This window comes from Micromonospora sp. NPDC005163, from assembly GCF_053599835.1.
Genome location: NZ_JBSFYP010000007.1, coordinates 113580 through 138030, shown reverse-complemented (window position 1 = coordinate 138030; position 24451 = coordinate 113580). Strand labels below are relative to the sequence as shown.

Here is a 24451-nt window from a genome sequence, read left to right as displayed (position 1 = left end):
CTGGGTGGGCGGCGGTGGCGGGCGCCGCCGGCGAGGTTGGTCTGTTGAGGGCGCTGCGGCCGCTCAGCTACCGGCGTGCCTTGTCAGTTGGGCGCGCATATTGGGGTCGAGTGGTGCCCGGTCGAGCAGCCAGCCCAGCCATTGTTCGAGGCCGGAGACGAGTCGCATCGAGCGGGGTACGCACACGAGGCGGCGCGGTCGGTGGAGGACCTGCCAGACCGCCTCGGCTACGCGCTCGGCTGGGATCTTTCGTGGCTCGCGCGGTATCCGGCTGGAGCGCGCCGCCATGCTGTCGAAGAACTCGGTGCGGACGTCGCCGCAGCGCAGGAGGCTGACGTGGACACCGGTGCGGCGTAGCTCGCGGTGGACTGCGGTGCTGTATGCCGCGAGGAACGCTTTCGTGCCGGTGTACATCGCGAGTCCGGGGAAGTGCACGTGCGCGCCGCCCGAGCCGATGTTGACGATGTGACCACCGCCGGCCGCGAGCATGTGGGGCAGCACGAGGCCGCTGAGGTGGACCGGCGCGGTGGCGTTGAGCTCGATCATGGTGTGGGCGTCCTTCCACGGCATGGCGGCGAACGCGCCGTAGTAGCCGTGGCCGGCGTTGTTGACCAGTACGCCGATCGGGCCGAGTTCAGCGGCGATCTGCGTGATGACCCGTTCCCGGGCGGCCGCGTCGGTCAGGTCGGCCGGGAACGCGACGGCCCTGCCGGCGTTGTCGGCGATTTTCGCGGCGACTTCGGTGAGGCGGTCGGCGCGACGGGCCACCAGCGCGACGGTGAGTCCGCCGCGGGCCAGGCGCAGTGCGGTTGCCGCGCCAATTCCACTCGATGCGCCGGTGACGACTGCGATGCGGCTCGTGCTGCGCTCCTTGCGGGGCTGGGGGTCGGCGGGCCGGCTGTCATGGCGTTTCATCGGTTTCTCCAAGGGGTGTCACGCGGTCAGGTGGAGTGCGTGTCAAGGGACGGGTCACGGTGCTCCGTGAGGGCTCCGGCCGCCCTCTTGCGAGGAAAATCTGACACGTCGAAAACGGGATGTCCAGCCTGCCGGCATCCGGATCTGCCGCTGGTCGAGCGGTGCAGGGCGGGGCCGACCTGCGAAACGGCTAGCTGACCTCGACGCCTCGGGCGGCGACCTGCGCCGCGCATTCGCCGACCACGCAGACCCCCGCACCACCCGCCGCTACGACCGCGCCCGCAACAACCTCGACGCCCACGGCTCCTACATGCTCGCCGCCCGCCTGACCGCGCGCAGCCACAACGCGAACTCGGTCGCCCCGTCCGCTACCACCTGACGCCTGGCAGAAGCCCGCGCCCGCAGCCGACGCCTGACGGCGGAAACCACGAGTCGATCGGTGAGCGCTCGGCCCCCTGACTGCGGACAAGGTACAGACCCGAATTCGGCAACGAGTCGTACAGGCCCGATTGCCTCCTCTTCGACCTTGCGCGGCGAGCCGCCTCCAGAGCCAGCTCGGCCGACGTCCACGTCGTCGAGCACGGCGGTCGCGTTGTTTCCGCCCAGCTCCAGCAGCACCGGCTTGGGCACTGCAGCACGGGCGATCGCGTCACCCGTAGCCGGGCTGCCGGTGAAGCCGATGGCGTCCACGCAGGGATGCGCGACGAGGGCCGCACCGGTGTCCCGACCGAGACCAGGGAGCAGGTTGACGGCGCCGGCCGGGAAGCCCGCCGCCTCGACGCACTCGACGATGTGGACGGCGGTCAGCGGTGTTAGCTCCGAGGGTTTGTAAATGTCAGACGATGTATTCATCGAGAACGTTGGGCACGAACAACTGCTCCGGACGCCACCGGACCTTCGCCAGACCTTGTTCGTACGAGTACCGGAGGAAGGTCTCCAGGACTGTCCGGTTCGGCTCAACGCCGTACGCCCAGTAATTCTCGCCCATGACGCGGACTGTTTCCTCGAGGTGGTCGCTGAGCCAGGGAAGCATCGTCTTCAACGAGCTCCGGTACATCAGGTCTTCCTTCGCCAACCTGAGCGACTCGTCGAAGGCCTTCAGCAAGGACCGGGCGATCCACGGAGCGCGTTCGTACACGTCCCGCCGAAGCACGACGAGGTGCATGATCGGGAAGATGCCGGTCCTGCTGAAATAGTCCTGCTCCACCCTCTTGTAGTCGCCGAACAGGCGACGTACGTGTTCGTGCTCATAGAAGCACGATGGAACGTGGGCGGTGAATAGGGCGTCGATCTCGCCTTCCGCCAGCATGGCGGACAGGGTCCGGTCTGCGCCAATCGGCTGTACGGAGATTCCATCCGGCAGATCTAGCGGAATCTTCTCGGTACGTCCCCCGGTCTCCACACCACCGGAGAAGAAGTTCATGTCCTGAGGACGCACCCCGTACTCGTCCTGCAGCATTCCGCGCTGCCAGACGCCGGCGGTGATTTGGTACTCCGGTACGCCAACGCGACGGCCCTTGAGGTCACCCGGGGTCTCGATACCGCTTCTCGCGTTGACGAACATCGTCTGATGCCGGAAGTAGCGCGACGGAAAGACCGGCAGGGCGACGAAGGGCGGTGCGGCCCGCTCGAGAGTCAGCACGTACGAGGAGAGACTCATCTCGCACACGTCAAACTCTGCGAACTTGAGCTGGCGGAAGAAGGTCTCCTCCACCGGCAGGGAGATGACGTTCAGGTCAATCCCCTCGGGCCGCACCCTCCCGTCTTCCAGGGCCCGGAACCTGTCGTAGTTGCACGACGCGAAGGACAGGCTGATTCGGTTCACTGCGCCCTCCCGGCGGCTACGGCAGCAGCCTGTCGAGGTCGGGCTCCTTGGACAGAGTCCCGTACTTATGACCCAATTGACCGAGCTTCGCCGCAGCCTCACGGTTGAAATCGACCCGGAACTTCGGCAGGACGATCCGCTCCAGCACCGCGGGCTCGATGTTCGTGTACGTACCGACGATCTTCCGTACCTCGTCCTCGTGCTGCTGTGAATATTCCAGGGACTTGTTCATCGCCGCCTGGAAGCGCTTCACGAGGTCCGGCTCTCGCTCGATCATCTGCCTAGTGGTGAAGACACAGGAGATGTCGAGCTCGGGATGGAACTCGGTGAAGTTGTATGAGAGGACCCGCGCCCCGTGGTCCTTCGCCTCGGTCAGGAAGGGCTCGAGGATCCAGGCCGCGTCGACCTGGCCCTTCTCGAGTGCGGCAGGCGCGTCCGAGAAAGGGATCTCCACGAACTGGACACCCTTGGGGTCGCCGTCCGCCTCCTCGACCACGGACCGGATCGTGGTGTCCCCGATGTTGTTGAAGGTGTTCACCGACACCTTGTGTCCGGGAAGGTCGGCGATCGTCTTGATGGGGGAGTCCTTCGGCACCACCACTGCACCGAAGTCGGGGTCGCCCGTCGCCGAGTTCGCGTTCGTGACGCACTGCAGGTCGAGACCCTTGTCGTTGGCCACCATCGTGGACAGGAGGTTGCCGCGCCCGAAGTGCAGGTTGCCGGACACCACCCCCGGTACCACAGCGGCGCCGCCGACAGCGCTGTCAATCTTCAGATCGATGCCTTCCGCCGCGAAGAAGCCCTTCTCCTTCCCAAGGTAGAGCGGCGCGGAGTCCACAATGGGCTGCGTTGCTATCTTGATCGTCGTCAGCTCGCCGTCGCCCGCCTTGTCGATCGACGAGCCGCCACAGCCGGTCAGCAGTAGAACGGAGGTCGCGGCCGCGACACCGGCCACAATAGAGCGTTTCATGTCTTACTCCGGGATGTCGTTGGCAGGTGAAATGGATGTGACCCGCGTGGTGTCGTGATGCCCGGTGTCCTGGTTGCCAAGGCTCGCCCGAGCCTTCGTAAGCCAGATTCCCCAGGCCCGGTCGACCTGTGAGGCGATCGTCGCAGCGGCTGCCGCGCCCTCCTCCTCCGTGAGGTACGTGCACGCACCCAGGCGCAGCGCGTTCGCCTGGACCTCGGCGTTCGCCTCTGTGTAGACCGCTCGGAAGACGGCGTCCTTAAGGGAACCGGCGACCGTCACGGACCCGTGGCCGCGCATCAGCGCCACCGGAGCGTCCCCGAGCGACCGGGCCAGGGCCCGGCCCAGCCCGGAGTCGCGGATCAGCAGGTCCGACGCCGAGCCGACCACGTCCCGGATCTCGAATACCGGCGTCGGCGCGGCCAGGAAACCGGCCATGTGCATCACGGCCTGCAACGGCTGGTCGGAGATGCTGAAGGCGACGACTGCGGGCGAGTGGCTGTGGATGACGGCGGTGACGTCCGGGCGGGCCCGGTAGATCTCGCCGTGGATGAACCGCTCCAGGTACACCGGGCGGCTGTCGCTGGTCTCGCCGTCGAGGTCGAACTCCAGGACGTCGCTCTCGCGTACCAACGAGGGAGCCAGGTTGCGCGCAAGCAGGAACCGCTCGGGATCCCGGTCTGACCGGACACTCACGTGGCCGAACGCGTCCAGCACGCCCTGCGCGACGAGTATCTGGTTCGCAGCCACGAGGTCGGCCACCTGTGCGGAGACCGGCGGTACGTCCGCCGCGCCGTGTGCCAGCATCCGGATCACTCCCCGGATCGCTGGTCGGACAGCCACGGACCGCGCGTCCAGCCGGTGGTGTCGTAGTCGGCCAGGTACTCCTCTACCAGGTCGACGACGTCCATGCCGCCGGTGCGCAGCGCCCGGTTCCGGCCGTCGAGGCGGATGTGTTCCCGCTCCATGGTGCCGAGCGTTCTCTCATCGGTGATCACGCAACCTCCCGGGCCTAAGATGTACCGACATCGTTCTGGTATGAAGAGTGGAATAGTTCGTATACGAACGAGTTTTGGTAGACTGTAGGCATGGCAACAGGGGGCGTCAAGAGGTCCGGGTACGGCAAACAGCCGGTCGCACTGCAGCTGCAGGCTGCCCTCGGGCACCTGGTGCGGCGCGCGCAGCAGGTGCACACGGCGCTGTGGCTTGACGAGGTGTCGTCCACGGTGACATCTGTACAATTCGCGGTCCTGACCACGCTCGCCGGGCACGAGCCGCTGGACCAGGTGCGACTGCGCGAGTTCGTGGGGCTGGACCGGGCGACCATGCACGGCGTCGTCCACCGGATGAAGACCGCTGGGCTCATCGACGTGCGACGCAGCGCCGAGGATGGGCGGCGCCACGAGCTGCGACTGACCCCGGCGGGCCGGCAGGCCCACGCCGACCTGCTGCCACGCGTCGAGCGGCTGCAGGAACTGCTCGCCGCGCGCCTGCCGGACGGTCAGGCCGAGCGGTTGGCCGCGCTGCTACGCGACTTCATCTGCGACTGACGTCGGGACGGCGCCCGGGCGCCGGTCCACGTGGTCGACGATCTCCGGGATGAGACGGGTGACCTCCTCCGAGGCCCCCATGTCTCACGGCGGGGACGCGGCTTCGGTCGGCGGGACGATCTGGGCCACAAGCCATGATGTGCGGGTCCGTACAACAGTTCAAGAGCGTGCGTCATCGCGTACGCCAGCACTTCGTCGGCGTTCCGGTCTGCCGCGGCGGCCCGCTGGAAGGCGAGATGGGGGTGTCCTTGACTGGAAACAGACTGGAAATCCGCCATTGACGCCGCCTGCGCGGCCGCCCTAATGTTCTAAGCAACTCGTTCGTATACGAACGAATTTCTGTCAGGGACGATCGTTCGCTAGCCGAACACACCTGTCCCGCGCGATCGGAGGACTGCTCATGTCAGTGGCTGGCGGGGCCCGCGCCATTGGCCCGCTCAGGACCGGGTCATGACGGCGACGACTGCCCCAGCGAGCGCGGTGCGGCGGCGCAGGCCTGCCGTGCCCCGTCCGGTGCTCGGCCTGGCCGGGCTGCTCGGCCTCGTCCTCGTCGTCGAACTGCTACCCCGGGTCGGCGTGGTGGAGGCCCGCTTCCTGCCACCGTTCAGCGAGATGGCGGCCTCGCTCGTCGCCCAGGCCGGCACGCCTGCGTTCTGGCAGGCCCTGCTCGGGACGCTGCGCGGCTGGGCGCTGGGTCTGACGATCTCAGCGCTGGCTGGCGTCGCACTCGGGATCCTGATCGGCAGTGTTCCCGTGCTGCGTGCCGCCACCTCCTCAACCATCGAGTTTCTGAGGCCTATCCCGTCGGTCGCCCTGATCCCGCTTGCCGTTCTGCTGTACGGCACCGAAATGCGTTCGACCCTGCTGCTGGTCGTCTACGCCAGCCTCTGGCCGGTGCTGATGCAGGTGCTGTACGGAGTGCGCGACGTCGATCCGGTCGCCCGGGAGACCGCCCGCTCGTACCGGTTCAGTTCTTGGACGCAGGTGCGCACAGTGATCTGGCCGACTGCGCTGCCGTATGTGATGACCGGCTTCCGGCTGGCTGCGGGGATCGCTTTGATCCTCGAGATCACCGGTGAACTCATCATCGGTACACCGGGCCTGGGCCATCAGATCGCCGTCGCGCAGAGCTCGGGTGCCGTCGCGACGATGTACTCGCTGGTCATCGTCGCCGGCTTGGTCGGTGTCTGTGTCAACGTGGTGGTCCGCGCCGCCGAGCGCCGGGTCCTGCGGTGGCATCCGTCAGTGCGTGGGGAGGTTGCACAGTGACTCTGTCCTCTCTGGGAAAGAAGGCCCTCGTCCTTTTCGGGCTCCCGATCGTCCTGGCGGCGACGTGGTGGGTCGCCACCGAGAACAGCGACAGCTTCTTCTGGCCGCCGCTCAGCGAGATCCTCGGAACCTTCCGCGAAACGTGGTTCGAGGGAAGGTTCGTCGCTGACGTGCTGCCCAGCCTCGCCCGGTTCGCGGTCGGTTACGTCATCGCGCTGGTCGCCGGTATCGGACTGGGTGTGGCGGTCGGCTCCTTCACCACGCTGCGCGCTGTGCTCGAGCCTGTGCTTGAGTTCTTCCGCGCGATCCCGCCGCCGGTGCTCGTACCGATCATCGTTCTGTTCGTCGGCATCGACAACGGCATGAAGGTGGTCGTCATCGTGTCCGGGTGTCTCTGGCCGGTGCTGCTCAACACCATCGAAGGCGTCCGCGGCATCGACCAGGTACTGCGGGACACCGCCCGCTGCTACCGGCTGCGGCCCGGCTCCCGGCTCGTCCATCTGGTGTTGCGTGGCGCGAGTCCGCAGATCGCCGCCGGGGCCCGGCAGGCATTGTCCATCGGAATCATCCTGATGGTGATCTCCGAGATGTTCGCGGCCAGTAATGGCCTCGGATTCACCATCATCCAGTTCCAGCGTAGCTTCGCGATCCCCCAGATGTGGAGCGGGATCATCCTGCTCGGGCTCGTCGGGGTCGCGTTGTCGTTGGTGTTCCACGCCGTCGAGGTGCGGGCACTGGCCTGGTACACCGGCCTGCGCAGGTCGCAGCGAGGAAAGGGCTGACATGACCACCTCTCCCATCACCGCCACGGAACGTGGGGCCACGACAACCCCGATGCTCGACGTCCGCGGCGTCCGGAAGGTCTACGGGGCAGGGAAGCGCGGCGTGGAGGCGGTACGCGACCTGACCTTCAGCGTCGCGCCCAGGGAGTTCACCTGCATCGTCGGGCCCTCGGGCGCCGGCAAGACGACCCTGCTCAAGTGCATCGCCGGGCTGCTCGACGCGACGTCCGGCGAGGTCATTCTGGAGGGGGAGCCCGTCACCGCACCTCCGCGCGGCATGGCGGTGGTCTTCCAGGAGTACGGACGCAGCCTGTTCCCGTGGCTGACCGTCCGGCAGAACGTCGAACTGCCGTTGAAGGACAAGAAGGTACCCAGGGCGGAGCGCCAGCGCCTGGTCGGTGAGGCGCTTGCCGCGGTCGGCCTGGCGGACGTGCACGCGGCACATCCGTGGCAGCTCTCCGGCGGCATGCAGCAGCGTGTCGCGATCGCCCGCGCCGTGGCCTACGAGCCGCATGTGCTCCTCATGGACGAGCCGTTCGCGGCCGTCGACGCGCAGACCCGGGCCGACCTGGAAGACCTGGTTCGGTCGCTGTGGCAGCGCCTTGGCGTCACGGTCCTGTTCGTCACCCACGACATCGACGAAGCCGTCTACCTCGGCCAGCGGGTGCTGGTGCTCTCCAGCTCTCCCACGGTCGTACTCGAGGACGTCGCCATCAACCTGCCCGACGAGCGGGACCAGCTCCACACCCGCTCGCTGCCCCGCTTCGCGGAGCTGCGGTCGCAGGTGTACGAGCTAATCCAGCAGGCCAAACGTGGCCGCCGTCCCGAAGAGGTGCCGCAGCCCTGAGCATCTCCCCCCGGTCGTGCCCCCGATGCCGCCGCACCGCCTGTGGCGTGCTGAGGTGCCGGTACGACAGTGGCTGCTGCTGGCGGCCGTCCTGCTGGTAGGCCTCAACCTGCGCGGCCCGATCGCGGCCGCCTCCCCGGTCCTGGGGGACGTCAAGGCGGACCTGGGCCTCTCCGCCGGTACGGCCGGCTTGCTGACGACATTGCCCGTACAAGCTCGAAACTCGGCGGCGCCTCGATCACCGCCCCGCTATGCCATGTGAGAAGGAGCCAGAGATGACCGACACCGAGAACTCGCCGGTGCGCCTCGCTGTGGTCGATTCGCCGGATCAACCTACGCCGTCGGCGGCGCTCGAAGAGCTGTACCGCGGCTTCGAGAAGGAGCTGCTGGTCCCGCTGTGGACCGAGATCGGCGACCTGATGCCGCCGCACCCGCGGTCCAAGGCGGTCCCGCACCTGTGGCGGTGGGAGAGCCTGGTGGCCCTGGCGGACCTGGCCGGGCATCTGGTGCCTGTCGGCCGGGGCGGGGAGCGGCGGGCGATCGCGCTGGCGAACCCGGCACTGGGCGGTCGCCCGTTCGCGACGCCGACGCTGTGGGCGGCTATCCAGTACCTGATGCCGGGCGAGGACGCCCCGGAGCACCGGCATTCCCAGCACGCGTTCCGGTTCGTCGTCGAAGGCGAGGGGGTGTGGACCGTGGTCGGCCGTGATCCTGTGGCGATGAGCCGCGGGGACTTCTTGCCCCAGGCGGGCTGGAACTGGCACGCGCATCACAACGCGGCCGACAAGCCCATGGCGTGGATCGACGGCCTGGACATCCCTTTCCAGTACGTCACCGAGTCGCAGTTCTTCGAGTTCGGCCGTGACCAGATCACCGCGGCCGAGCGCACCACCCCCGAGCGCTCCCGCTCGGAGCGGCTGTGGGGCCACCCCGGCCTGCGCCCGGTCTCGGCCCCCGGCTCCCAGCCCGGCACCCCGTTGCTGGCCTACCGTTGGCTCGACACCCACCGAGCGCTGGCGGACCAGCTCGACCTGGAGGCCGATGGTCACGCCGGGACGGTCGAGCCCGGTCACGCGGCGGTCCGCTACATCAACCCCACGACCGGGGGCGATGTGCTGCCGACCATCCGGGCGGAGATGCACCGGATCCGCAGCGGCGCCGAGACGGCGCCCCGCCGGGAGGCCGGCTCCTCCGTGTACCAGGTCTTTGACGGCAGTGGACGCGTCACGGTCGGCGGCGCGTCCTGGTCGGTCACCCGCGGTGATCTGTTCGTCGTCCCGTCCTGGGTGCCGTTCTCGGCCAGATCCGAGGCGTCGGCGTCCGACTCCGACTCGGCGGCTCTTGATCTCTTCAGATTCAGCGACAGCCCGATATTCGAGGCGCTGCACCTAGACCGCGTCCATCTGGAAGGACAGAACGCATGAAGCTCGCCACCATCCGTACCGCCGACGGCGCCACCCGGGCCGTGCGCGTGGAGGGGGAGACCCTGCTCGACCTCGGCCTCACCGATGTCGGGGAGCTGCTGGCCGAGCCGGACTGGGCCGGGCACGCCGCCCGCGCGGGGGGAGTGCATGCGGTCCGGGCCATCGGCTATGCGCCGGTCGTTCCCCGCCCAGGAAAGATCATCTGCGTGGGTCTGAACTACCGCAACCACATCCTCGAAATGGGGCGGGAGCTGCCGCAGCACCCGACGTTGTTCGCCAAGTACCCCGAGGCGCTCATCGGGGCCAACGACGAGATCCAGCTCCCCCCGGAGTCCGAGCAGGTCGACTGGGAGGCCGAACTCGCGATCGTCATCGGCAAGACCGTGCGCCGCGCCACCGAGGCAGACGCTGGCGAGGCCATCGCCGGGTTCGCCGTCCTCAACGACGTCACGATGCGCGACTGGCAGTACCGCACCAAGATGTGGCTGCAGGGCAAGACGTGGGAGGCCACCACGCCCTTCGGCCCATACCTGGTCACTCCCGACGAGCTGCCCGGCGGCACCCGGCCCTCGCTCACTGTGACCGGGTCCGTCAACGGTGAGGTGGTGCAGCAGGCCAACACCTTGGACCTCGTGTTCGACCCCGTCGCCCTGGTGCGGTACATCTCCACGATCGTCACGCTCAACCCGGGCGACGTCATCGCCTCCGGCACCCCCGGCGGCGTGGGCCACGCCCGCAAGCCCGCCCGGTACCTCGCCGACGGCAGCGTCCTGACCACCGAGATCACCGGACTGGGCCGGTCCGACGCCAAGGCCGTCGCCGAGTCGGTTGTGTGATGCCCGCCCACCGCACCCGGGCGGACAGCCTGCGCTGGATGGCCCAGGGCACCAAGACTTTCGTCGCCGCCCTGGCCGCCCTGCCGGACGACCGGCTGGACGGGCCGACCGTGCTTTCCGGCTGGACCGGCAAGCACCTGCTGGCCCACGTCGCCGCCAACGCCGACGCGCTGGTCAACCTCGCGCACTGGGCGCGCACCGGCGAGCAGACGCCGATGTATAGCTCTCCGCAGCAGCGAGACGCCGACATCGAGGCGAGTGCCACGCGGCCTGCGGCCGAGCTGCGCGCCTGGACGGCGCAGGCCGCGGCGACCCTCGACGCGCGGCTCGCCGAGCTGGACGAGCAGCAGTGGACCAACCAGGTCCGCACCGCCCAGGGCCGCAACGTCCCCGCCGAGGAGATCCCCTGGATGCGCGCACGCGAGGTCATGGTCCACGCCGTCGACCTCGGGGTGGGCTTCGACGATCTCGCGGCCGATTTCCTCGCCGCCCTGATCGACGACATCACCGCCAAACGGTCCGCCGGCGGCGAGGGCCCCCCGCTCACCCTCACGGCCACCGACAACGACGGCACCTGGGCCGTCGCCGGCACCGGCGACCCCACGCCGGTGACCGGCACCCTCGCCAGCCTCACGGCATACCTCTCCGGCCGCCCAACGGACGGCGTCACCGGCCCCGCCGGCCAACCCGCACCCGAACTCCCGCGCTGGCTCTAGGCGGCGCGACCTCGCGAAAGGAACACCAGACATGACCAAAGGCAGCAGCGATGTCGACGTCGTCGTGGTGGGCGGTGGCATCGGCGGGCTGTCCAACGCCCTCGCACTGACCCAGAAGGGGCTGAAGGTACGGGTGCTCGAGCAGGCACCCCAGTTCGGCGAAGTCGGCGCCGGCCTGCAGATCGCCCCCAACTGCACCCGGATCCTCGACCACTGGGGCCTCCTCGACGAGATCAAGTCGCTGGGCGTGCTCCCCGAAAACATCGTCATGAAGGACGCCATCGACGCCAGCGTCCTGACCAGGCTCGACTTGCACGATGTGGAGCGGCGCTACGGCTTCCCGTACATGGTGATCCACCGCAGCGACCTGCACGGAACGCTGCTCCGCGCCTGCCAGCGGGCCGAGGTGGATCTCGTCAACAACGTCAAGGTGACCGGGTACGAGCAGGTCGATGGCGGCGCGGTGGCCGTGTACGAGGGAGGGCGGCAGTTCGGCGAGATCGTGCTCGCCGCCGACGGGCTGCACTCCGTGGCCCGCACAATCCTCAGTGACGACGAGCCGGTCAACTCCGCGTACGTCGCCTACCGGGGGGCGGTGCCGATCGACAAGGTCGCCGATCTCGACGTGCACCTCAAGGACGTGGTCGTCTACGTCGGCCCCAGGTGCCACTTCGTCCAGTACCCGCTGCGCCACGGCGAGATGTTCAACCAGGTCGCGGTGTTCGAGTCCCCGAAGGCGCTGGCCGGCAAGGAGGACTGGGGCACGCCCGACGAGCTCGACGCCGCCTTCGAGGCCACCTGTGCGCAGGTGCGGGCCGGCCTGCCGCTGATGTGGCGCGACCGCTGGTGGCGGATGTTCGATCGCGAGCCGATCATGAACTGGGTCCACGGCCGGGTCGCGCTCACCGGGGACGCCGCTCACCCGCCGCTGCAGTACCTCGCGCAGGGCGCGGTCATGGCCATCGAGGACGCATGGGTGCTGGCCCAACACGTGGGCGCGCAGGGCGTCACGGGCTCCGCGGCCGCAGGGACCCCGACGGGCATCGACTGGGACGCCGCCCTGGCGGCCTACAACGCCGTCCGCCCGGAGCACTGCCGTCGCGTGCTGACCACGGCGCGGGCCTGGGGCAACCTGTGGCACCACGACGGGGACAAACGGCTGTGGCGCAACGCGGTACTCCGGGGCCACGACCTCTACGACTACAGCTACGTGGACTGGCTCTTCGGGCCGACCGCGCTCACGCCCGAGCAGGTGCCACCGATGTTTCCCGCGGCATGAGCACCCGTTCCACAGCAACCCAGGTTGAACGCGCTCATCCGCACGAAGAGGTAGTTCTCCCCCGCTCGAGCCGGCCGGCAACCCGTTTGCGTTCGTGCGCGGTATGCGCCGCGCACGGACGCAAACGTCCTCGCCCGGCGCCTCGGCCGGGCCGCCGACACGCCGCTGCCAGACGACTGGTTCACCCTGCGGACGCTCATCACCGACACCATCGAGCAGGTCGTTGGCGAACCTCTCACCAGCCGCGAATCCACACCGTGGCACGACAACATCGCAGCGATATACCTCCCCGAGTTCGACCCAGGCCACGGCATGTCCGCCGGCGCCGTTCACCTTCCGTGGTGGGTGCACACGGGAGTGCCGATCTTGCTCGACCGCTACGCGGCGCTACGCGAATCCGACGCACTCCGGGATGACTGACTCACCCTCACCTACACCTGACCGGCGGGCCGCCGTCCGGGATGGTGGTCAGCGACGCTCCCGACGACCTCGGCGACGCGGTGATCCGATTGCTTCGGCTGCTGGAGCGGCCCCGGGACGTCACGGTGCTCGCGCCCCTGATCAAACGGGAGATCCTGTGGCTGCTGCTCACCGGGGAGCAGGGTGCCGCCGTCCGCCAGCTCGGTCTGGCCGACAGCAGCCTCAGTCACATCGCTCGGGCGGTGCGGTGGATCCGCGACCATTACGCGCAGTCGTTCCGGGTGGAGGATCTGGCGCGCCTGTCCGGGATGAGTGTGTCGGCGTTCTATCGCAACTTCCAGGCTGTGACCGCGATGAGCCCGATCCAGTTCCAGAAGCAGATCCGGTTGCAGGAGGCGCGGCTCCTTCTCGCCACACACTCCAGCGACGTCACCGGGGTGGGCATCCGCGTCGGCTACGAGAGCCCGTCGCAGTTCAGCCGTGAATATCGTCGCCAGTTCGGCGCGCCTCCCAGCCAGGTCGCGGCCCGCCTGCACGGCATCACCCGGTCCGATGTGCCGGCGGTCGTCTGACCGCCGGCACTCACCGGGCTTCAAATGTGCAGAGGGCTGGAGTTCTGTCGGAGCGGCAGGGTCAGCGGCGGTTGTAGCGGTACATGGTCAGCGTGCCGAAGACGACCACGAACCCGGCGCTCCAGGCCAGCAACCACATCGTGCTGGACGGGTCGGGCGAGCCGGCCATCGCCGCGCGGACCGCGGCCACCAGCTGCGTGACCGGGTTGACGTTCACGAACGCCTGGAGCCAGCCGGGCATGGTGCTCGGCTCGACGAAGACGTTGCTCAGGAAGGTCAGCGGGAACAGCACCATCATGCTGACGCCCATCACCGACTTCTCGCTGCGCAGGACCAACCCGAAGAACGTCCACACCCAGGAGAACGCGAACGAGAAGACCACCAGCAGTCCGATCCCGGCGGCGACGCCGCCCACTCCGCCGTCGGGCCGGAACCCGAGCGCGAGCCCGACGCCGAGGATCACCAGGGCGGCGAGGATGTAGCGCAGCACGTCGCCGAAGATCATGCCGACCAGTGCGGCCGGTCGCCAGACCGGCAGCGTCCGGAAGCGGTCGAAGATGCCCTTCTCGATGTCGGTGTTGAGGCCGACGCCGGTGTACATGGTGATCATCACGACGCTGGTCACCATGATGCCGGGCAGGAAGAACTGCAGGTAGTCGCGCGGGCTGTCGGCGAGGGCGCCACCGAACAGGTACGTGAACATCAGCACCATGATGATCGGGAACGCGGTGACGTCGAAGAGCTGCTCCGGCACGTGCTTGATCTTCAGCATGGCCCGCCAGCCGAACGTCAGCGACGCACCCAGCGCGCTGGGCCGGGGCGGTCGGGCACCGGGCGCGAGCACGGTCGCCAGCGCCTCGGCGGACGGGACGTAGACGGACGGCGCCCGTTCGGTCGTGGTGGTGGTGGCGTTGCTCATCGGGCTGCCTCCAGCTGGTCGTCCCGCTCGTCGGCGGGCACGGCGGGGTGGTCGGTCAAGGCCAGGAAGACCTCGTCCAGGCTCGGCTGGCCGAGGGAGAAGTCGTCGACGACGATGCCGGCGCGGGCCAGGTCACCGAGGGCGCGGGCGGCCTGCGCGCTGGCGTCGAGGTCACCGCCGGCCTCGCCGACCCGGGCGAGCAACGCGACCGGGTCGGCTTCGAGCTGCACCGGTACGCCGAGTGCCGCCTGGAGCACCTTCTCCGCCTCGGGTCGCTGCCCGGGGTCGCGCAGTCGCAGGTGGACGGTGCCGGAGCCGACCGAAGACTTCAGCTCGCCCGGGGTGCCCTCCGCGATCACCCGGCCGTGGTCGACGACCGCGATCCGCCCGGCGAGCTGGTCGGCCTCGTCCAGGTACTGGGTGGTCAGCAGCACCGTCGTGCCGTGTGCCACCACGGCCCGGATGATCTCCCACACCTGGTTGCGGCTGCGCGGGTCCAGGCCGGTCGTCGGCTCGTCGAGAAAGAGCAGGTCCGGGGTGTTGAGGATGCTGGCGGCGATGTCGATGCGCCGCCGCATGCCGCCGGAGTACTTCTTCACCTGGCGGTCGCTCGCCTCGGTCAGGCCGAACGCGGCGAGCAGGGCCGCCGCGCGCTCCCGGGCGGCCGGTTTGCGCAGGCCGAGCAGGCGAGCGAGGAGCACCAGGTTCTCCGTGCCGGTCAGGTCCTCGTCGACCGAGGCGTACTGGCCGGTGAGGCTGACCCGGGCGCGGACCGCGTCCGCCTCCCTGACCACGTCGTGCCCGAAGACCCGCGCCGTGCCGCCGTCGGGCCGCAGCAGCGTCGCGAGCACCCGGACCGCGGTGGTCTTGCCCGCCCCGTTCGGGCCGAGCAGGCCGTAGACGGTGCCGGCGGGCACCTGCAGGTCGATGCCGGCCAGCGCCTTGGTGTCCCCGAATGAGCGGGTGAGCCCTTCGGCCTCGATGGCCAGGCCGGTGGTGCGTCTACTCATGATCCTTACCTCTCGTCAGTCGTCATGTTCAGGAGGCGTAGGGCCGGGCTGCGCGGCCGTCGCGCAACGCCAGACCCCACCAGCGGAGCTGGTCGAGCAGGACACGGGTGTCCCGGCGCAGCTCGTCGGTGCACTGCGGCGTCGGCTCACCGGCGAGCAGGTCGATTCCGACGACGTCGCGCACCGTCATCGCGTGCAGCGCCGTGAAGACGGTGCGCAGCTGGTCGACCGCGTGCAGTCCGGTGGACCGGCAGCCGTACGACACGAAGCCGACCGGCTTGGCCTGCCACTCGTCGTACGCGTAGTCGATCGCCTGTTTCAAGGGTGCCGGGAAGCTGTGGTTGTACTCGGGGGTGACCACGACGAACGCGTCCGCTTGGCTCACCTCGCGGACGAACGCCCGGATGGACGCGGTCGGCTCGGCGGGGTAGCTGGCCGGAAAGTCGTACTCGGTCAGGTCAACGACCGTCACCGCGAGCTCGTCGTGCCGCTCGGCCTGGTCGACGAACCAGCGGGCGACCCGGTCACCGGCCCGCCCCTCCCGGGTGCTGCCGATGATCACGGCGATTCTGAGCGGCGTCATCGTTTCCCCCTCCCGGCCTCTCGGTCTCACCTTTGAGGCGCGAGAGGGCGACCGGCGGCCCGCTAGAACGGATCTAGCGGGCCGTGTGGGCGGCGTTTCCAGGACGCGATGTCGGTGGCATCGGTTTGACTGGGCCCCGACGATCAGGGGGCGGGATGGCGCAGGTACGTATCGAACCGTGGCACGAGGACGACCTCGACCTGCTGCGTCAGCTCAACTCACCGGACACGCGCAAGCACACCGGCGGGCCGGAGACCGACGAGCAGGTGCTCGCGCGGCACGACCGCTACGTGCACTTCGCCGAGGGCGGCCAGGGCTGCATGTTCACCGTGGTGCTGCCGGACGGCGTGCGGGCGGGCAGCGTCGGCTACTGGGCGCGGGAGTGGCGCGAGCAGCCGGTGTACGAGATGGGCTGGGCGGTGCTGCCCGCGTACCGGGGGCAGGGGCTGGCCACCGCCGCGGTGCTCGCGGTCGTCAACGTGGCCCGCGCCCGGCGGACCCGCCGCTACGCGCACGCCTACCCCTCGGTCGACAATCCCGCCTCGAACGCGGTCTGCCGCAAGGCCGGCTTCACCCTGCTCGGCGAGACGGGCTTCGAATACCCGCCGGGGCAGATGATGCGGGCCAACGACTGGCGGGTCGACCTGACCGCCCCACCGGCGGCGGGCTGACGCCGGCGGGGCGGTTCATCGCGGGTCACCAGGTGGTGTCGAGGCGGTGCCGCTGCTCGGCGGTCAGCTCCAGGTCCACCGCGGCCAGGCTCTCGTCCAGCTGAGCCACCGAGGAGGCGCCCACCAGCGGGATCGACGGCAGGTCGCCGCCCAGCAACCAGGCCAGCACCACCTGGTTGAGTGTCGCGCCGGTCTGCTCGGCCACCTCGCGCAGCGCGGCCAGCCGGCGCGGCGCGCTCGGCAGGTCGTACGCGGCGCTGAGCGGCTTGTCCGCCCGGGTGAAGGCCCCCTTGAGCAGCGGCGAGTACGCCACCAGGGTCAGCTCGGGCTCGGCGCGCAGGTAGCTGAGCAGGTCGCCGCTGACGCCGCCCGGCTCGCCGTCCGGGTCCAGCGCGCTGGCCAGGTCGGTGCGGTTTGGCAGGTAGCTGCGGTGGTACTGGAGCACCTCGTACCCCGGCAGGCCGGCCGCGGTGGCCAGCGCGCGGGCCCGCTCGACCCGCCACGCCCGGTGGTTGCTCGCCCCCAGCAGACCCACCGTCCCCTCGGCGACCAGCTCGGCGAAGCCCTCCACCGTCTCCGCCAGTGGCACCGTCCAGTCCTCGATGTGCGCGTAGAGCAGGTCCAGCCGCTCCACGCCGAGCCGGTCCCGGCTGCGCTCCGCAGACTCGCGGATCACCTTCGCGGACAGACCCTCGGCGTTGTCCAGGTAGCTGGTCCCCGGGGCCAGCGGGCGGGCGCCCAGCTTGGTGGCGATGACGATCTCGGAGCCGACGCCCCGGCTGCGCCGCCAACGGCCGAGCAGCTCCTCGCTCTGCCCGCCCTGCCCGTCGTCCACCCAGAACGCGTAGTTGTCCGACGTGTCGATGAAGGTGCCCCCGGCCTCGACGTACCGGTCGAGGATCGCGTACGAGGTGGCCTCGTCGGTGGCGCTGCCGAACAGCATCGCGCCGAGGCTGAGCACACTGACCTCGCGCCGGGTCGCCGGGTCGGTGCCGATCGTGCGGTACCGCATGGGGATCTCCTCTCGTGCGCCCTACCGGTGGGCGCCCGCGTGCCACCCTGCCGGCTGGAGCGCACTCCAGGTCAAGCGTTCACCAGGGCAGCACCCCGTACCCGCCGCCGGCGTCCATCTGGAAGCCCCAGAGCAACCCGCTCGGCCCGTCCGCCGGCAGCGTCGCCAGGTGCACGCTCACCTCGGCGCCCTGCTCCGGGGTGCGGAAGCCGCTGTTGCCGTTGAGGTCGGTGGCGCAGTAGCCCGGGTTCGCCGCGTTCACCTTGATCGGGGTGTCCCGCAGCTCCTTGGCGTACATCGCGGTGAGCATGTTCAGCGCCGCCTTCGACGACGGGTACGGCACCGAGGTCAGCGCGAACAGCGCGCCGTCCGGGTCGGTCATCACCGCGATCGAGCCGACCTCGCTGGAGACGTTGACGATCCGGGCCGCCGGTGCCCGGCGCAGCAGCGGCAGCAACGCGTTGGTCACCACCGCCACCCCGAACACGTTCGTCTCGTACACCCGGCGCAGCGTCGCCACGGTCGTGTCGCTGGGCAGCGCCCGCGCGCCGTCGCCGAGCACGATGCCGGCGTTGTTGACCAGCACGTCCAGCCGTCCGTACTCCTGCTCGACCAGCTTCGCGGCCGTCGCCACCGACTCGGCGTCGGTGACGTCCAGCGGCACGAACCGGGCGTCCGCGCCACCGTCGCGCAGCTCCCGCTCCGCTGCCCGGCCCCGCTCGGCGTCCCGCGCGCCCACCAGCACGGTCATTCCGAGGCTGCCGAGCTGCCGAGCGGTGGCGAGGCCGATTCCCTTGTTGGCCCCGGTGATCAGGGCGATCATGTTCGTCGTCATGTCCTCGACGCTGCCCGTCCGGCCTGCCCGGCGGGAGAGACCGGCCGAGGCTGGGACCGGCGGTACCACCCTCGCCGCCGCCGGCTGAGGCACGCTTGACGCATGACCGACCTGCGTCGTGACGAACTGGCGGCGTTCCTGCGCACCCGCCGCGCCCGGCTGCGCCCCGCCGAGGTCGGGCTCCCCGAGGGCGAACGCCGACGCACCCCCGGGCTGCGCCGGCAGGAGGTGGCCCAGCTCGCCGGGATGTCGATCGACTACTACATCCGGTTGGAGCAGGGCCGCGGCCCGCACCCGTCCCGGCAGGTGCTCGCCGCGATGGCCCGGGCACTGCTGCTCAGTCGGGACGAGCGCGAGTACCTCTTCCGGGTCGCCGGGGAGACCGCGCCGCCGGCCGGCGGGCCGAGCCGGGTGGTGCCACCCGGGCTGCGGCACCTGATCGACGCGATGACCGAGACACCGGCGTACCTCGTCGACGCGGCGTACCAGGTGCTGGCCTGGAACCGGCTGGCCACGTACTTCGTGGGGGATCTCGCCGCCGTGCCGGACGCGGACCGCAACATGATCCGCTGGACCTTCCGGCGCCCGGCGACCGACAGCCACTGGACCGACGCCGAGACCATCTGTTTCGTCCGCAGTACCGTGGCGGACCTGCGGGCCGCCTACGGCCGCTACCCGGCCGACCCGGCGATCCGCGAGCTGGTCACCGAGCTGCTCGGCACCTCGCCCCGGTTCGCGCGGCTCTGGGCGGAGCACGACGTCGAGCAACGCCGCCCCATCGTCAAGCGAGTGCCGCATCCCGAGCTGGGGTCGTTGGAGTTCGAGTGCCGGGTGCTGCACGTGCCGGAGACCGACCAGCGGATGATCGTCTACGTCCCCGAGCCCGGCTCGGCCACCCAGGCGGTGTTCCGCCGGCTCGCCGAGCGCGTCGCACCCTGACCCGGCCGGCAGCCGATCAGCTCGTCCCCGTGGGCGGATCGCCGGTAGAGCACGCTGTGCCGTTCCCGCGCGCGGACCACCAGGCCGGAGCGCAGCAGCACCCCCAGGTGGTAGGAGACGGTGGCCGGGGCCAGCCGGTGCCGCTCGCTGAGCTGTCCGGTGGACCGGGGCACGTCCAGGTCCGCCAGGATGGCCGCCCGGCTCGCCCCGACCAGGTCGTCGAGCCGGCCCGCCCGGCGCTGCTGCGCCCGCCCGGCGCCGATGGGGTAGACCAGCACCGCGTTGCCCTCGTCGCAGAGCTGGGTGGACAGCTGCGGCCAGGCCAGCGCCGACGGCGCGAGCACCAGCTCCGCGCCGGTCAGCGCCGTGGTGATCCGGTACGAGCTGTCGATGGTCAGCGACCTGCCGGTCCAGCCGACTTTCGGGTGCAGGCTGTTCAGCATGCTGCCCACCCCGGCGGTGGCCATGGCCGTGGCCCGGACCGCCAGTTCGGCCTCCAGCGTGGCCCGCACCGACGGCCACTGCTCGGCGAGCGCGGCCAGCCAGAAGTGCCGCAGCCCGTCGGTGACCCGCCGGGCGAGGGTGCCGTCCTCGACCGCCGCGCGGACCCGCGCCGGCATCCCGCCCGCTGGGAACCGCTCGTGCACCTGCGTCGCCACCTCGCCGGCCGGGGTCGCCGCCATGGCCGCCAACTGCTGGTCGAAGACCGCGTCGAGCGGGCCCAGCGGCGGCTTCGGCGTGAGCAGGTCCGGCGTGTAGCCGAGCCGGCCGGGTGGCGTCACCAGCGCCGCGACCAGGGCCACGTCGGGATGCCGCAGCGCGGCGCGGGCGGCCGGACCCGGATCGCCGTGCACCGGATGCCCGAACCGGGACAGCGCGGCCCGCAGCCAGGACGTCACCTCCGCGGCCGGCGAGATCGCCAACCGGAGCCGGGCGAGGCTCGAGCCGTCCAGATGCGCGACCATCACAGCGCGGATCGTACAAGCGGCGGCATCGATGTGCGGCCCGCATTCGAGCTGGGTCGAATCACTACCCGGCGGTGCGGCGGGCCGGGTTGGCTGCGACGGCACAGCCAACCCGTCCTGAGGAGAACCCGATGCGCCCACCTGCCTCTGCCCGCCCCGCCGGCCGGCTCGGCCGCACGATCGCCCTGCTCGGGCTCACCGCCGGCCTGCTGGCGGCCGCTCCCGCCGCGGTGTCGGCCGCCACCCCCGGCCCGGGTGACACGCCAGCCGGCGACGCGACGGCCCGTGGCTGCGAGCGCGCCTTCGACCGCGCCGTCCGGGCGTACGTGGAGACCACCGCCCGGCGTGACCTGGACGGCTTCGCCGCGTTGCTGCACCCCGACGTGACCTCCGTCTTCGCCTCCGACGGTGAGGTGCTCGACGGCAAGCGGGCCACCGTGGACTGGCTGCGCGGGTTCTTCGCCGACGACTCCTGGACGCAGTCGTTCAGCGTGGCGAAGCAGACCGTGGTGGGCTGCCACACCGGCTTCGTGCTGTTCGACTCCGTCTACGCGGTGCCGGCAACCGGCACCCGCGTGCCGCTGCTGATCGGGGTCAGCTACACGTACCAGCACGGCCGGTGGCTGGTGCTGCAGAACCAGGACTCGGTGGGCCGCATCTGACCAGGGGGGTCACCATCCGGGGGGAGGGGCGGGCGCGGCAGCAGCGGCGCCCGCCCTGCGGCAGCGTTCAGCAGTTGATAAAGCGGGAACCCCGGCCGTTCAGCGTTCAGGGCCGGGAGGAACGCTGTCACGGGCCGGGACATTTCTGGCTCTCGATGTACTCCTTCACGACCGCCAGCGGTGCGCCGCCGCACGATCCGGCGAAGTACGACGGCGACCACAGGTGGCTACCCAACAGATATCGGCGCAGGTGCGGGCCGTGCTCTTGCCGCAGATACCGGGCCGATACGCCTTTGAGTGAGTTAACCAACTTCGATAGAGCGACTGTGGGTGGGTAGTGCACGAGTAGGTGTACGTGGTCGTCTTCGCCGTTGAACTCGCGCAGCTGCGCGCCGAAGTCGTTGCAGACAGCAGCCATGATCTGTTGGCAGCGGGTAAGAATTGGGTCGGTGAGCGCCCCACGGCGATACTTCGTGGTGAAGACCAAGTGTGCGTGCAGGTTGTAGACGACGCTACGACCACGCCGCACGTCCGGGTCCGGGGCCCATCGAGGTGACATAGACCAAATGATACGGTGGGCGCGTGAAGCTGGTCGTGCAGGTCAAGCTCCTGCCGACCCCCGAGCAGGCGTCAGCGCTGGATGCGACCCTGCGCGCCTGCAACGCCGCAGCATCCGACGTCGCGGCAACGGCGCGAGAGAACGACTGCTACCGCAACTACGACCTGCGGCGACACACCTACCACGGCATCAAAACCGGCTACCGGCTCGGCGCCCAGGCCGCCCAGCACGTCATCAAAAAGGTCGCTGACGCCTACAGCACACTTGCGGCGAACCTGCACGCAGGTAACTACGGCAAGCCCGGATCGAGGCGTCGTAGCAAGGTCGAGACCAACTCGATCACGTTTCGCTGGGACGCCGCACAGCCGTATGACGCAAGGATGCTGTCGTGGCGGCACGACGCCCACACCGTCTCCATCTGGACCGTGGGCGGGCGACTCAAGACGGTGGCGTTCACCGGGTCCGCCGACCAGTTGAAGACGATCGCGGCCCATCCGATCGGCGAGTCCGATCTGGTGCATCGCGACGGCATGTGGTTCCTGTACACCACCGTCGAGATCCCCGAGCCGCGCGTGTTCGAGCCGTCCGGGTTCCTCGGGGTCGACATGGGCGTAGCAAACATTGCCTACGACTCCGACGGCACCCGGTACGCCGGGAGTCAGCTCAACCGCTACCGCCGCCGCCAGCAACGGCTGCGCGCCCGACTCCAAGCCAAAGGCACCCAATCCGCCCGCCGGCTGCTGGCCCGCCGGCGAAAGAAGGAAGCCCGGCACGCCGCGAACACCAACCACATCATCGCCAAGACCATCGTGACCGAGGCTGCACGCACCGGCCGCGGAATCGCCGTCGAGAAGTTGACGGGCATCCGCGACCGGGTCCGGCTGAGAAAGCCCCAACGGGTCACGCTGTCGTCGTGGTCGTTCCACCAGCTCCGCGCGTTCCTCACCTACAAGGCGAGGCGCGCGGGTGTACCGCTGGTAGAGGTCGACCCTCGGTACACCTCCCAGACCTGCGCGGGCTGCGGATACCGCGACAAGCGGAACCGCCCCGACCAGGCAACCTTTCTCTGTCGGTCATGTCGGGTCGTTGCCCATGCCGACCACAACGCGGCCCTCAACATCGCTGCGCGCGGTGTCGTGGGCTGGGGCGCAGTCAATCGCCCACACGCGGCCTGACCTCGCAGCCAGCGAGGGCAGTGATCCGCAAGCCCGCCCATTCATGGGTGGGTAGTTGACGCGATCTTTTCCAGAGCGGCGACCGCGAGCGGCGCGATCTTCGCGATCAGCGCGGTGCCGGCCGCCAGGTCGCCGTTGCCCGCCGAGGCGTCCACCTCCATGACGAAGTTGCCGCGCACCAGGAGGAGCGTGCACTGGTGCCGGGTCGCCTTGCCCTTCAACCGCTCGCAGAAGGTAATCACGTCCGGGCCGTTCGGCACCGGCGGGGGTGAGGGCCGCAGGATCGTCGACGTGCGCCCGTCGTCGGGCACCTCGTACTGCTTGCACGTCGACAGGACGGACCGCAGCTCGTCGGCGAGCTTGCGGCCGGGCACCTTCAGGTAGCCGACCACGTACTGCCGGACCCACACGCTCTCGCCGTCCCAGGTGCGCTCGCGGTAGGCGGTGCGTTTGATGTCCGACGGCAGGCTGGCCCTGCACAGGGAGATCAACTTCCACGCGTCGGTGTTCTCGTCGGTGTACTGGGCGGTCTCCGGGTTGAACTGGGCGTCCAGGTCCAGCATCGCCTCCGTCACCCGGCTGCGGACCTCGGCGGTGGAGGTCGGCGCCGGGCGGGGCTTCGGCGGGGTCGGCGAGGCCGACACCGCCGGCGCGGACCAGCGGGGGGCCTCGGCGGCCTGGCTCGGGGCGCAGGCCGCCGGCCCGAGTAGGAGCAACGACAGCAGAGCCAGGGTGGTACGGCGGAGCGACATCGCCGGGGGCGGTCCTTTCACGTGCGAAAGGGGGCCCGACCGGGCCCCCTTTCTCTGTGCGCCGTCACCGGCCGTGGCGTTACGCCGGCAGGTACGCGAAGGTGTCCGGGTTGCCGCCCTGCCGGCCCGCCTCACCCTTGTCCAGACCGGTGATCCGCTCCATCGCCGTGTCGTCCAGCTCGAAGTCGAAGATCCGGGTGTTCTCCTCGATCCGCTTCGGGGTGGTCGACTTCGGGAAGATGATGTCGCCGCGCTGCACGTGCCAGCGGAGCACCACCTGCGCCGGGGTCCGGTCGAGCTGCTCGGCGATGTCGGCCACCGTCGGGTCGCCCAGCACCTTGCCCTGCGCGATCGGCGACCACGCCTCGGTGAGGATGTTGTGCTCGCGGCCGTAGGCGCGGACCTCCTCGTTGCCGAAGTACGGGTGTGCCTCGATCTGGTTGACCGCCGGCACCACGTCCGCCTCGGCGGCCAGCCGCCGCAGGTGCGACACCTGGAAGTTCGACACGCCGATCGAGCGGGCCCGGCCGTCGCGCTGGAACTCCTCCAGCGCCTTCCAGGTGGAGACGAAGTCGCCGTCGTACAGGGTCGGCAGCGGCCAGTGGATCAGGAACAGGTCGATGTGGTCCATCTTCAGCGCCGACAGCGTCGAGTCGAACGCCTTGCGGGCGTCGTCGGGGCGGTGGAAGGCGTTGTTCAGCTTGCTGGTCACGTAGACCGCGTTCCGGTCGAGGCCGGACTCGCGGACCGCCTGGCCCACCTCGGCCTCGTTGCCGTACATCTCCGCGGTGTCGATGTGCCGGTAGCCCACCTCCAGCGCCTTGGTCACCGCCGCGACGGTGTCCTTCGGCTCGATCTGGAACACCCCGAAGCCGAGCTGCGGGATGGTCGTGCCGTCGTTCAGGCTGATGTCGGGAATCGTGTTGGCCACTGCGGCTCCTTCGCGTCTTCGTTCAGGGCACCCGGG

The 24451-nt window shown here is 69.8% G+C and carries 29 protein-coding genes and 1 pseudogene; 15 read left to right on the top strand and 15 right to left on the bottom strand.

Annotation, left to right across the window (positions count from 1 at the left end; genetic code table 11):
* Positions 1–63 precede the first annotated feature (63 nt).
* Complete coding sequence (locus tag ACWD6N_RS08300) at positions 64–915, bottom strand: SDR family NAD(P)-dependent oxidoreductase (RefSeq protein WP_449937915.1); 852 nt, start codon at positions 913–915, stop codon at positions 64–66.
* Positions 916–1156: 241 nt separating this feature from the next.
* Between ACWD6N_RS08300 and ACWD6N_RS08295 the strand changes: the two are divergent.
* Positions 1157–1255, top strand: a pseudogene (locus tag ACWD6N_RS08295) (tyrosine-type recombinase/integrase); the annotation flags it as partial.
* On the opposite strand, the gene ACWD6N_RS08290 reads toward ACWD6N_RS08295, so the two are convergent.
* The 5 genes from ACWD6N_RS08290 to ACWD6N_RS08270 are packed head-to-tail and all read right to left on the bottom strand — an operon-like array spanning position 1222 to position 4705.
* A complete protein-coding gene (locus ACWD6N_RS08290; RefSeq protein ID WP_387329687.1) occupies positions 1222–1767 on the bottom strand; it encodes an aldehyde dehydrogenase family protein in 546 nt (181 codons plus the stop codon). The pseudogene ACWD6N_RS08295 and the gene ACWD6N_RS08290 sit on opposite strands and share 34 nt — an antisense overlap.
* Complete coding sequence (locus tag ACWD6N_RS08285; RefSeq protein WP_387329684.1) at positions 1751–2740, bottom strand: substrate-binding domain-containing protein; 990 nt, start codon at positions 2738–2740, stop codon at positions 1751–1753. The genes ACWD6N_RS08290 and ACWD6N_RS08285 overlap by 17 nt, the downstream gene beginning before the upstream one ends.
* A gap of 16 nt (positions 2741–2756) precedes the next feature.
* Entirely contained in the window at positions 2757–3710 is a 954-nt protein-coding gene (locus tag ACWD6N_RS08280; RefSeq protein ID WP_450004612.1) for an ABC transporter substrate-binding protein, read from the bottom strand.
* Between the two features lie 3 nt (positions 3711–3713).
* Positions 3714–4514: a class II aldolase/adducin family protein gene (locus ACWD6N_RS08275; protein WP_387329678.1), complete on the bottom strand. Its 801-nt coding sequence runs from the start codon at positions 4512–4514 to the stop codon at positions 3714–3716.
* Positions 4515–4519: 5 nt separating this feature from the next.
* Complete coding sequence (locus tag ACWD6N_RS08270; RefSeq protein ID WP_450004611.1) at positions 4520–4705, bottom strand: hypothetical protein; 186 nt, start codon at positions 4703–4705, stop codon at positions 4520–4522.
* A 90-nt stretch (positions 4706–4795) separates the two neighbouring features.
* Between ACWD6N_RS08270 and ACWD6N_RS08265 the strand changes: the two genes are divergently transcribed.
* From ACWD6N_RS08265 to ACWD6N_RS08220, 10 genes are all read left to right on the top strand, one after another.
* Positions 4796–5257: a MarR family winged helix-turn-helix transcriptional regulator gene (locus tag ACWD6N_RS08265; protein ID WP_387329672.1), complete on the top strand. Its 462-nt coding sequence runs from the start codon at positions 4796–4798 to the stop codon at positions 5255–5257.
* A 513-nt stretch (positions 5258–5770) separates the two neighbouring features.
* Positions 5771–6526: an ABC transporter permease gene (locus tag ACWD6N_RS08260; RefSeq protein ID WP_450004610.1), complete on the top strand. Its 756-nt coding sequence runs from the start codon at positions 5771–5773 to the stop codon at positions 6524–6526.
* Positions 6523–7308 carry an ABC transporter permease gene (locus tag ACWD6N_RS08255; protein WP_387329666.1) on the top strand — a complete coding sequence of 262 codons (786 nt, stop codon included), beginning with the start codon at positions 6523–6525 and terminating at the stop codon, positions 7306–7308. Before ACWD6N_RS08260 ends, ACWD6N_RS08255 begins: the two co-directional genes overlap by 4 nt.
* Before the next feature lies 1 nt (position 7309).
* Positions 7310–8155: an ABC transporter ATP-binding protein gene (locus ACWD6N_RS08250; RefSeq protein ID WP_387329663.1), complete on the top strand. Its 846-nt coding sequence runs from the start codon at positions 7310–7312 to the stop codon at positions 8153–8155.
* 55 nt (positions 8156–8210) lie between these two features.
* Positions 8211–8417, top strand: coding sequence for a hypothetical protein (locus ACWD6N_RS08245; protein ID WP_450004609.1), 207 nt, complete (start codon positions 8211–8213; stop codon positions 8415–8417).
* 13 nt (positions 8418–8430) lie between these two features.
* The gene (locus tag ACWD6N_RS08240; protein ID WP_450004608.1) at positions 8431–9579 is read left to right on the top strand and encodes a cupin domain-containing protein; all 1149 of its coding nucleotides are present in this window, start codon (positions 8431–8433) and stop codon (positions 9577–9579) included.
* The gene (locus ACWD6N_RS08235; RefSeq protein WP_450004607.1) at positions 9576–10415 is read left to right on the top strand and encodes a fumarylacetoacetate hydrolase family protein; all 840 of its coding nucleotides are present in this window, start codon (positions 9576–9578) and stop codon (positions 10413–10415) included. Before ACWD6N_RS08240 ends, ACWD6N_RS08235 begins: the two co-directional genes overlap by 4 nt.
* On the top strand, positions 10415–11131 hold the full coding sequence (locus ACWD6N_RS08230) for a maleylpyruvate isomerase family mycothiol-dependent enzyme (protein WP_450004606.1): 717 nt from the start codon (positions 10415–10417) through the stop codon (positions 11129–11131). The genes ACWD6N_RS08235 and ACWD6N_RS08230 overlap by 1 nt, the downstream gene beginning before the upstream one ends.
* Before the next feature lie 31 nt (positions 11132–11162).
* Positions 11163–12410 carry an FAD-dependent oxidoreductase gene (locus tag ACWD6N_RS08225; RefSeq protein WP_387329649.1) on the top strand — a complete coding sequence of 416 codons (1248 nt, stop codon included), beginning with the start codon at positions 11163–11165 and terminating at the stop codon, positions 12408–12410.
* Between the two features lie 461 nt (positions 12411–12871).
* Complete coding sequence (locus ACWD6N_RS08220) at positions 12872–13402, top strand: helix-turn-helix domain-containing protein (RefSeq protein WP_450004605.1); 531 nt, start codon at positions 12872–12874, stop codon at positions 13400–13402.
* Between the two features lie 61 nt (positions 13403–13463).
* On the opposite strand, the gene ACWD6N_RS08215 is transcribed toward ACWD6N_RS08220, so the two are convergent.
* From ACWD6N_RS08215 to ACWD6N_RS08205, 3 genes are read right to left on the bottom strand one after another with little or no spacing between them, the layout of a single operon-like run.
* Positions 13464–14321 carry an ABC transporter permease gene (locus ACWD6N_RS08215; RefSeq protein WP_449937933.1) on the bottom strand — a complete coding sequence of 286 codons (858 nt, stop codon included), beginning with the start codon at positions 14319–14321 and terminating at the stop codon, positions 13464–13466.
* Complete coding sequence (locus ACWD6N_RS08210; RefSeq protein ID WP_450004604.1) at positions 14318–15331, bottom strand: ATP-binding cassette domain-containing protein; 1014 nt, start codon at positions 15329–15331, stop codon at positions 14318–14320. The genes ACWD6N_RS08215 and ACWD6N_RS08210 overlap by 4 nt, the downstream gene beginning before the upstream one ends.
* Positions 15332–15359: 28 nt before the next feature.
* Positions 15360–15914, bottom strand: coding sequence for an NADPH-dependent FMN reductase (locus tag ACWD6N_RS08205; protein ID WP_449937938.1), 555 nt, complete (start codon positions 15912–15914; stop codon positions 15360–15362).
* Positions 15915–16069: 155 nt separating this feature from the next.
* Between ACWD6N_RS08205 and ACWD6N_RS08200 the strand changes: the two genes are divergently transcribed.
* Positions 16070–16585, top strand: coding sequence for a GNAT family N-acetyltransferase (locus ACWD6N_RS08200; RefSeq protein ID WP_449937940.1), 516 nt, complete (start codon positions 16070–16072; stop codon positions 16583–16585).
* A gap of 25 nt (positions 16586–16610) precedes the next feature.
* Here ACWD6N_RS08200 and ACWD6N_RS08195 read toward each other — a convergent pair whose 3' ends face one another.
* Positions 16611–17597, bottom strand: a complete 987-nt coding sequence (locus tag ACWD6N_RS08195) for an aldo/keto reductase (protein ID WP_387329630.1) — start codon at positions 17595–17597, stop codon at positions 16611–16613.
* A gap of 79 nt (positions 17598–17676) precedes the next feature.
* Positions 17677–18432, bottom strand: a complete 756-nt coding sequence (locus ACWD6N_RS08190; RefSeq protein ID WP_354962911.1) for an SDR family oxidoreductase — start codon at positions 18430–18432, stop codon at positions 17677–17679.
* A gap of 102 nt (positions 18433–18534) precedes the next feature.
* Here ACWD6N_RS08190 and ACWD6N_RS08185 point away from each other — a divergent pair, with 102 nt between their 5' ends.
* The gene (locus ACWD6N_RS08185; RefSeq protein ID WP_387329626.1) at positions 18535–19371 is read left to right on the top strand and encodes a helix-turn-helix transcriptional regulator; all 837 of its coding nucleotides are present in this window, start codon (positions 18535–18537) and stop codon (positions 19369–19371) included.
* Here ACWD6N_RS08185 and ACWD6N_RS08180 read toward each other — a convergent pair.
* On the bottom strand, positions 19302–20336 hold the full coding sequence (locus ACWD6N_RS08180) for a winged helix-turn-helix domain-containing protein (protein ID WP_387329762.1): 1035 nt from the start codon (positions 20334–20336) through the stop codon (positions 19302–19304). The two genes, ACWD6N_RS08185 and ACWD6N_RS08180, sit on opposite strands and share 70 nt — an antisense overlap.
* 131 nt (positions 20337–20467) lie before the next feature.
* On the opposite strand from ACWD6N_RS08180, the gene ACWD6N_RS08175 reads away from it, so the two are divergent.
* A complete protein-coding gene (locus ACWD6N_RS08175; protein ID WP_387329623.1) occupies positions 20468–20998 on the top strand; it encodes a nuclear transport factor 2 family protein in 531 nt (176 codons plus the stop codon).
* 127 nt (positions 20999–21125) lie between these two features.
* Here the strand turns inward: ACWD6N_RS08175 and tnpA are convergent, their stop codons facing one another.
* Complete coding sequence (gene tnpA / locus ACWD6N_RS08170) at positions 21126–21557, bottom strand: IS200/IS605 family transposase (protein WP_449937946.1); 432 nt, start codon at positions 21555–21557, stop codon at positions 21126–21128.
* A 23-nt stretch (positions 21558–21580) separates the two neighbouring features.
* On the opposite strand from tnpA, the gene ACWD6N_RS08165 reads away from it, so the two are divergent.
* The gene (locus ACWD6N_RS08165) at positions 21581–22732 is read left to right on the top strand and encodes an RNA-guided endonuclease InsQ/TnpB family protein (protein WP_387329617.1); all 1152 of its coding nucleotides are present in this window, start codon (positions 21581–21583) and stop codon (positions 22730–22732) included.
* Between the two features lie 41 nt (positions 22733–22773).
* Here the strand turns inward: ACWD6N_RS08165 and ACWD6N_RS08160 are convergent, their stop codons facing one another.
* Positions 22774–23484 (bottom strand): hypothetical protein, encoded by a 711-nt coding sequence (locus ACWD6N_RS08160; protein ID WP_387329615.1) that lies wholly within the window; start codon positions 23482–23484, stop codon positions 22774–22776.
* Positions 23485–23563: 79 nt separating this feature from the next.
* Positions 23564–24415: an aldo/keto reductase gene (locus tag ACWD6N_RS08155; protein WP_387329613.1), complete on the bottom strand. Its 852-nt coding sequence runs from the start codon at positions 24413–24415 to the stop codon at positions 23564–23566.
* Between the last annotated feature and the right edge of the window lie 36 nt (positions 24416–24451).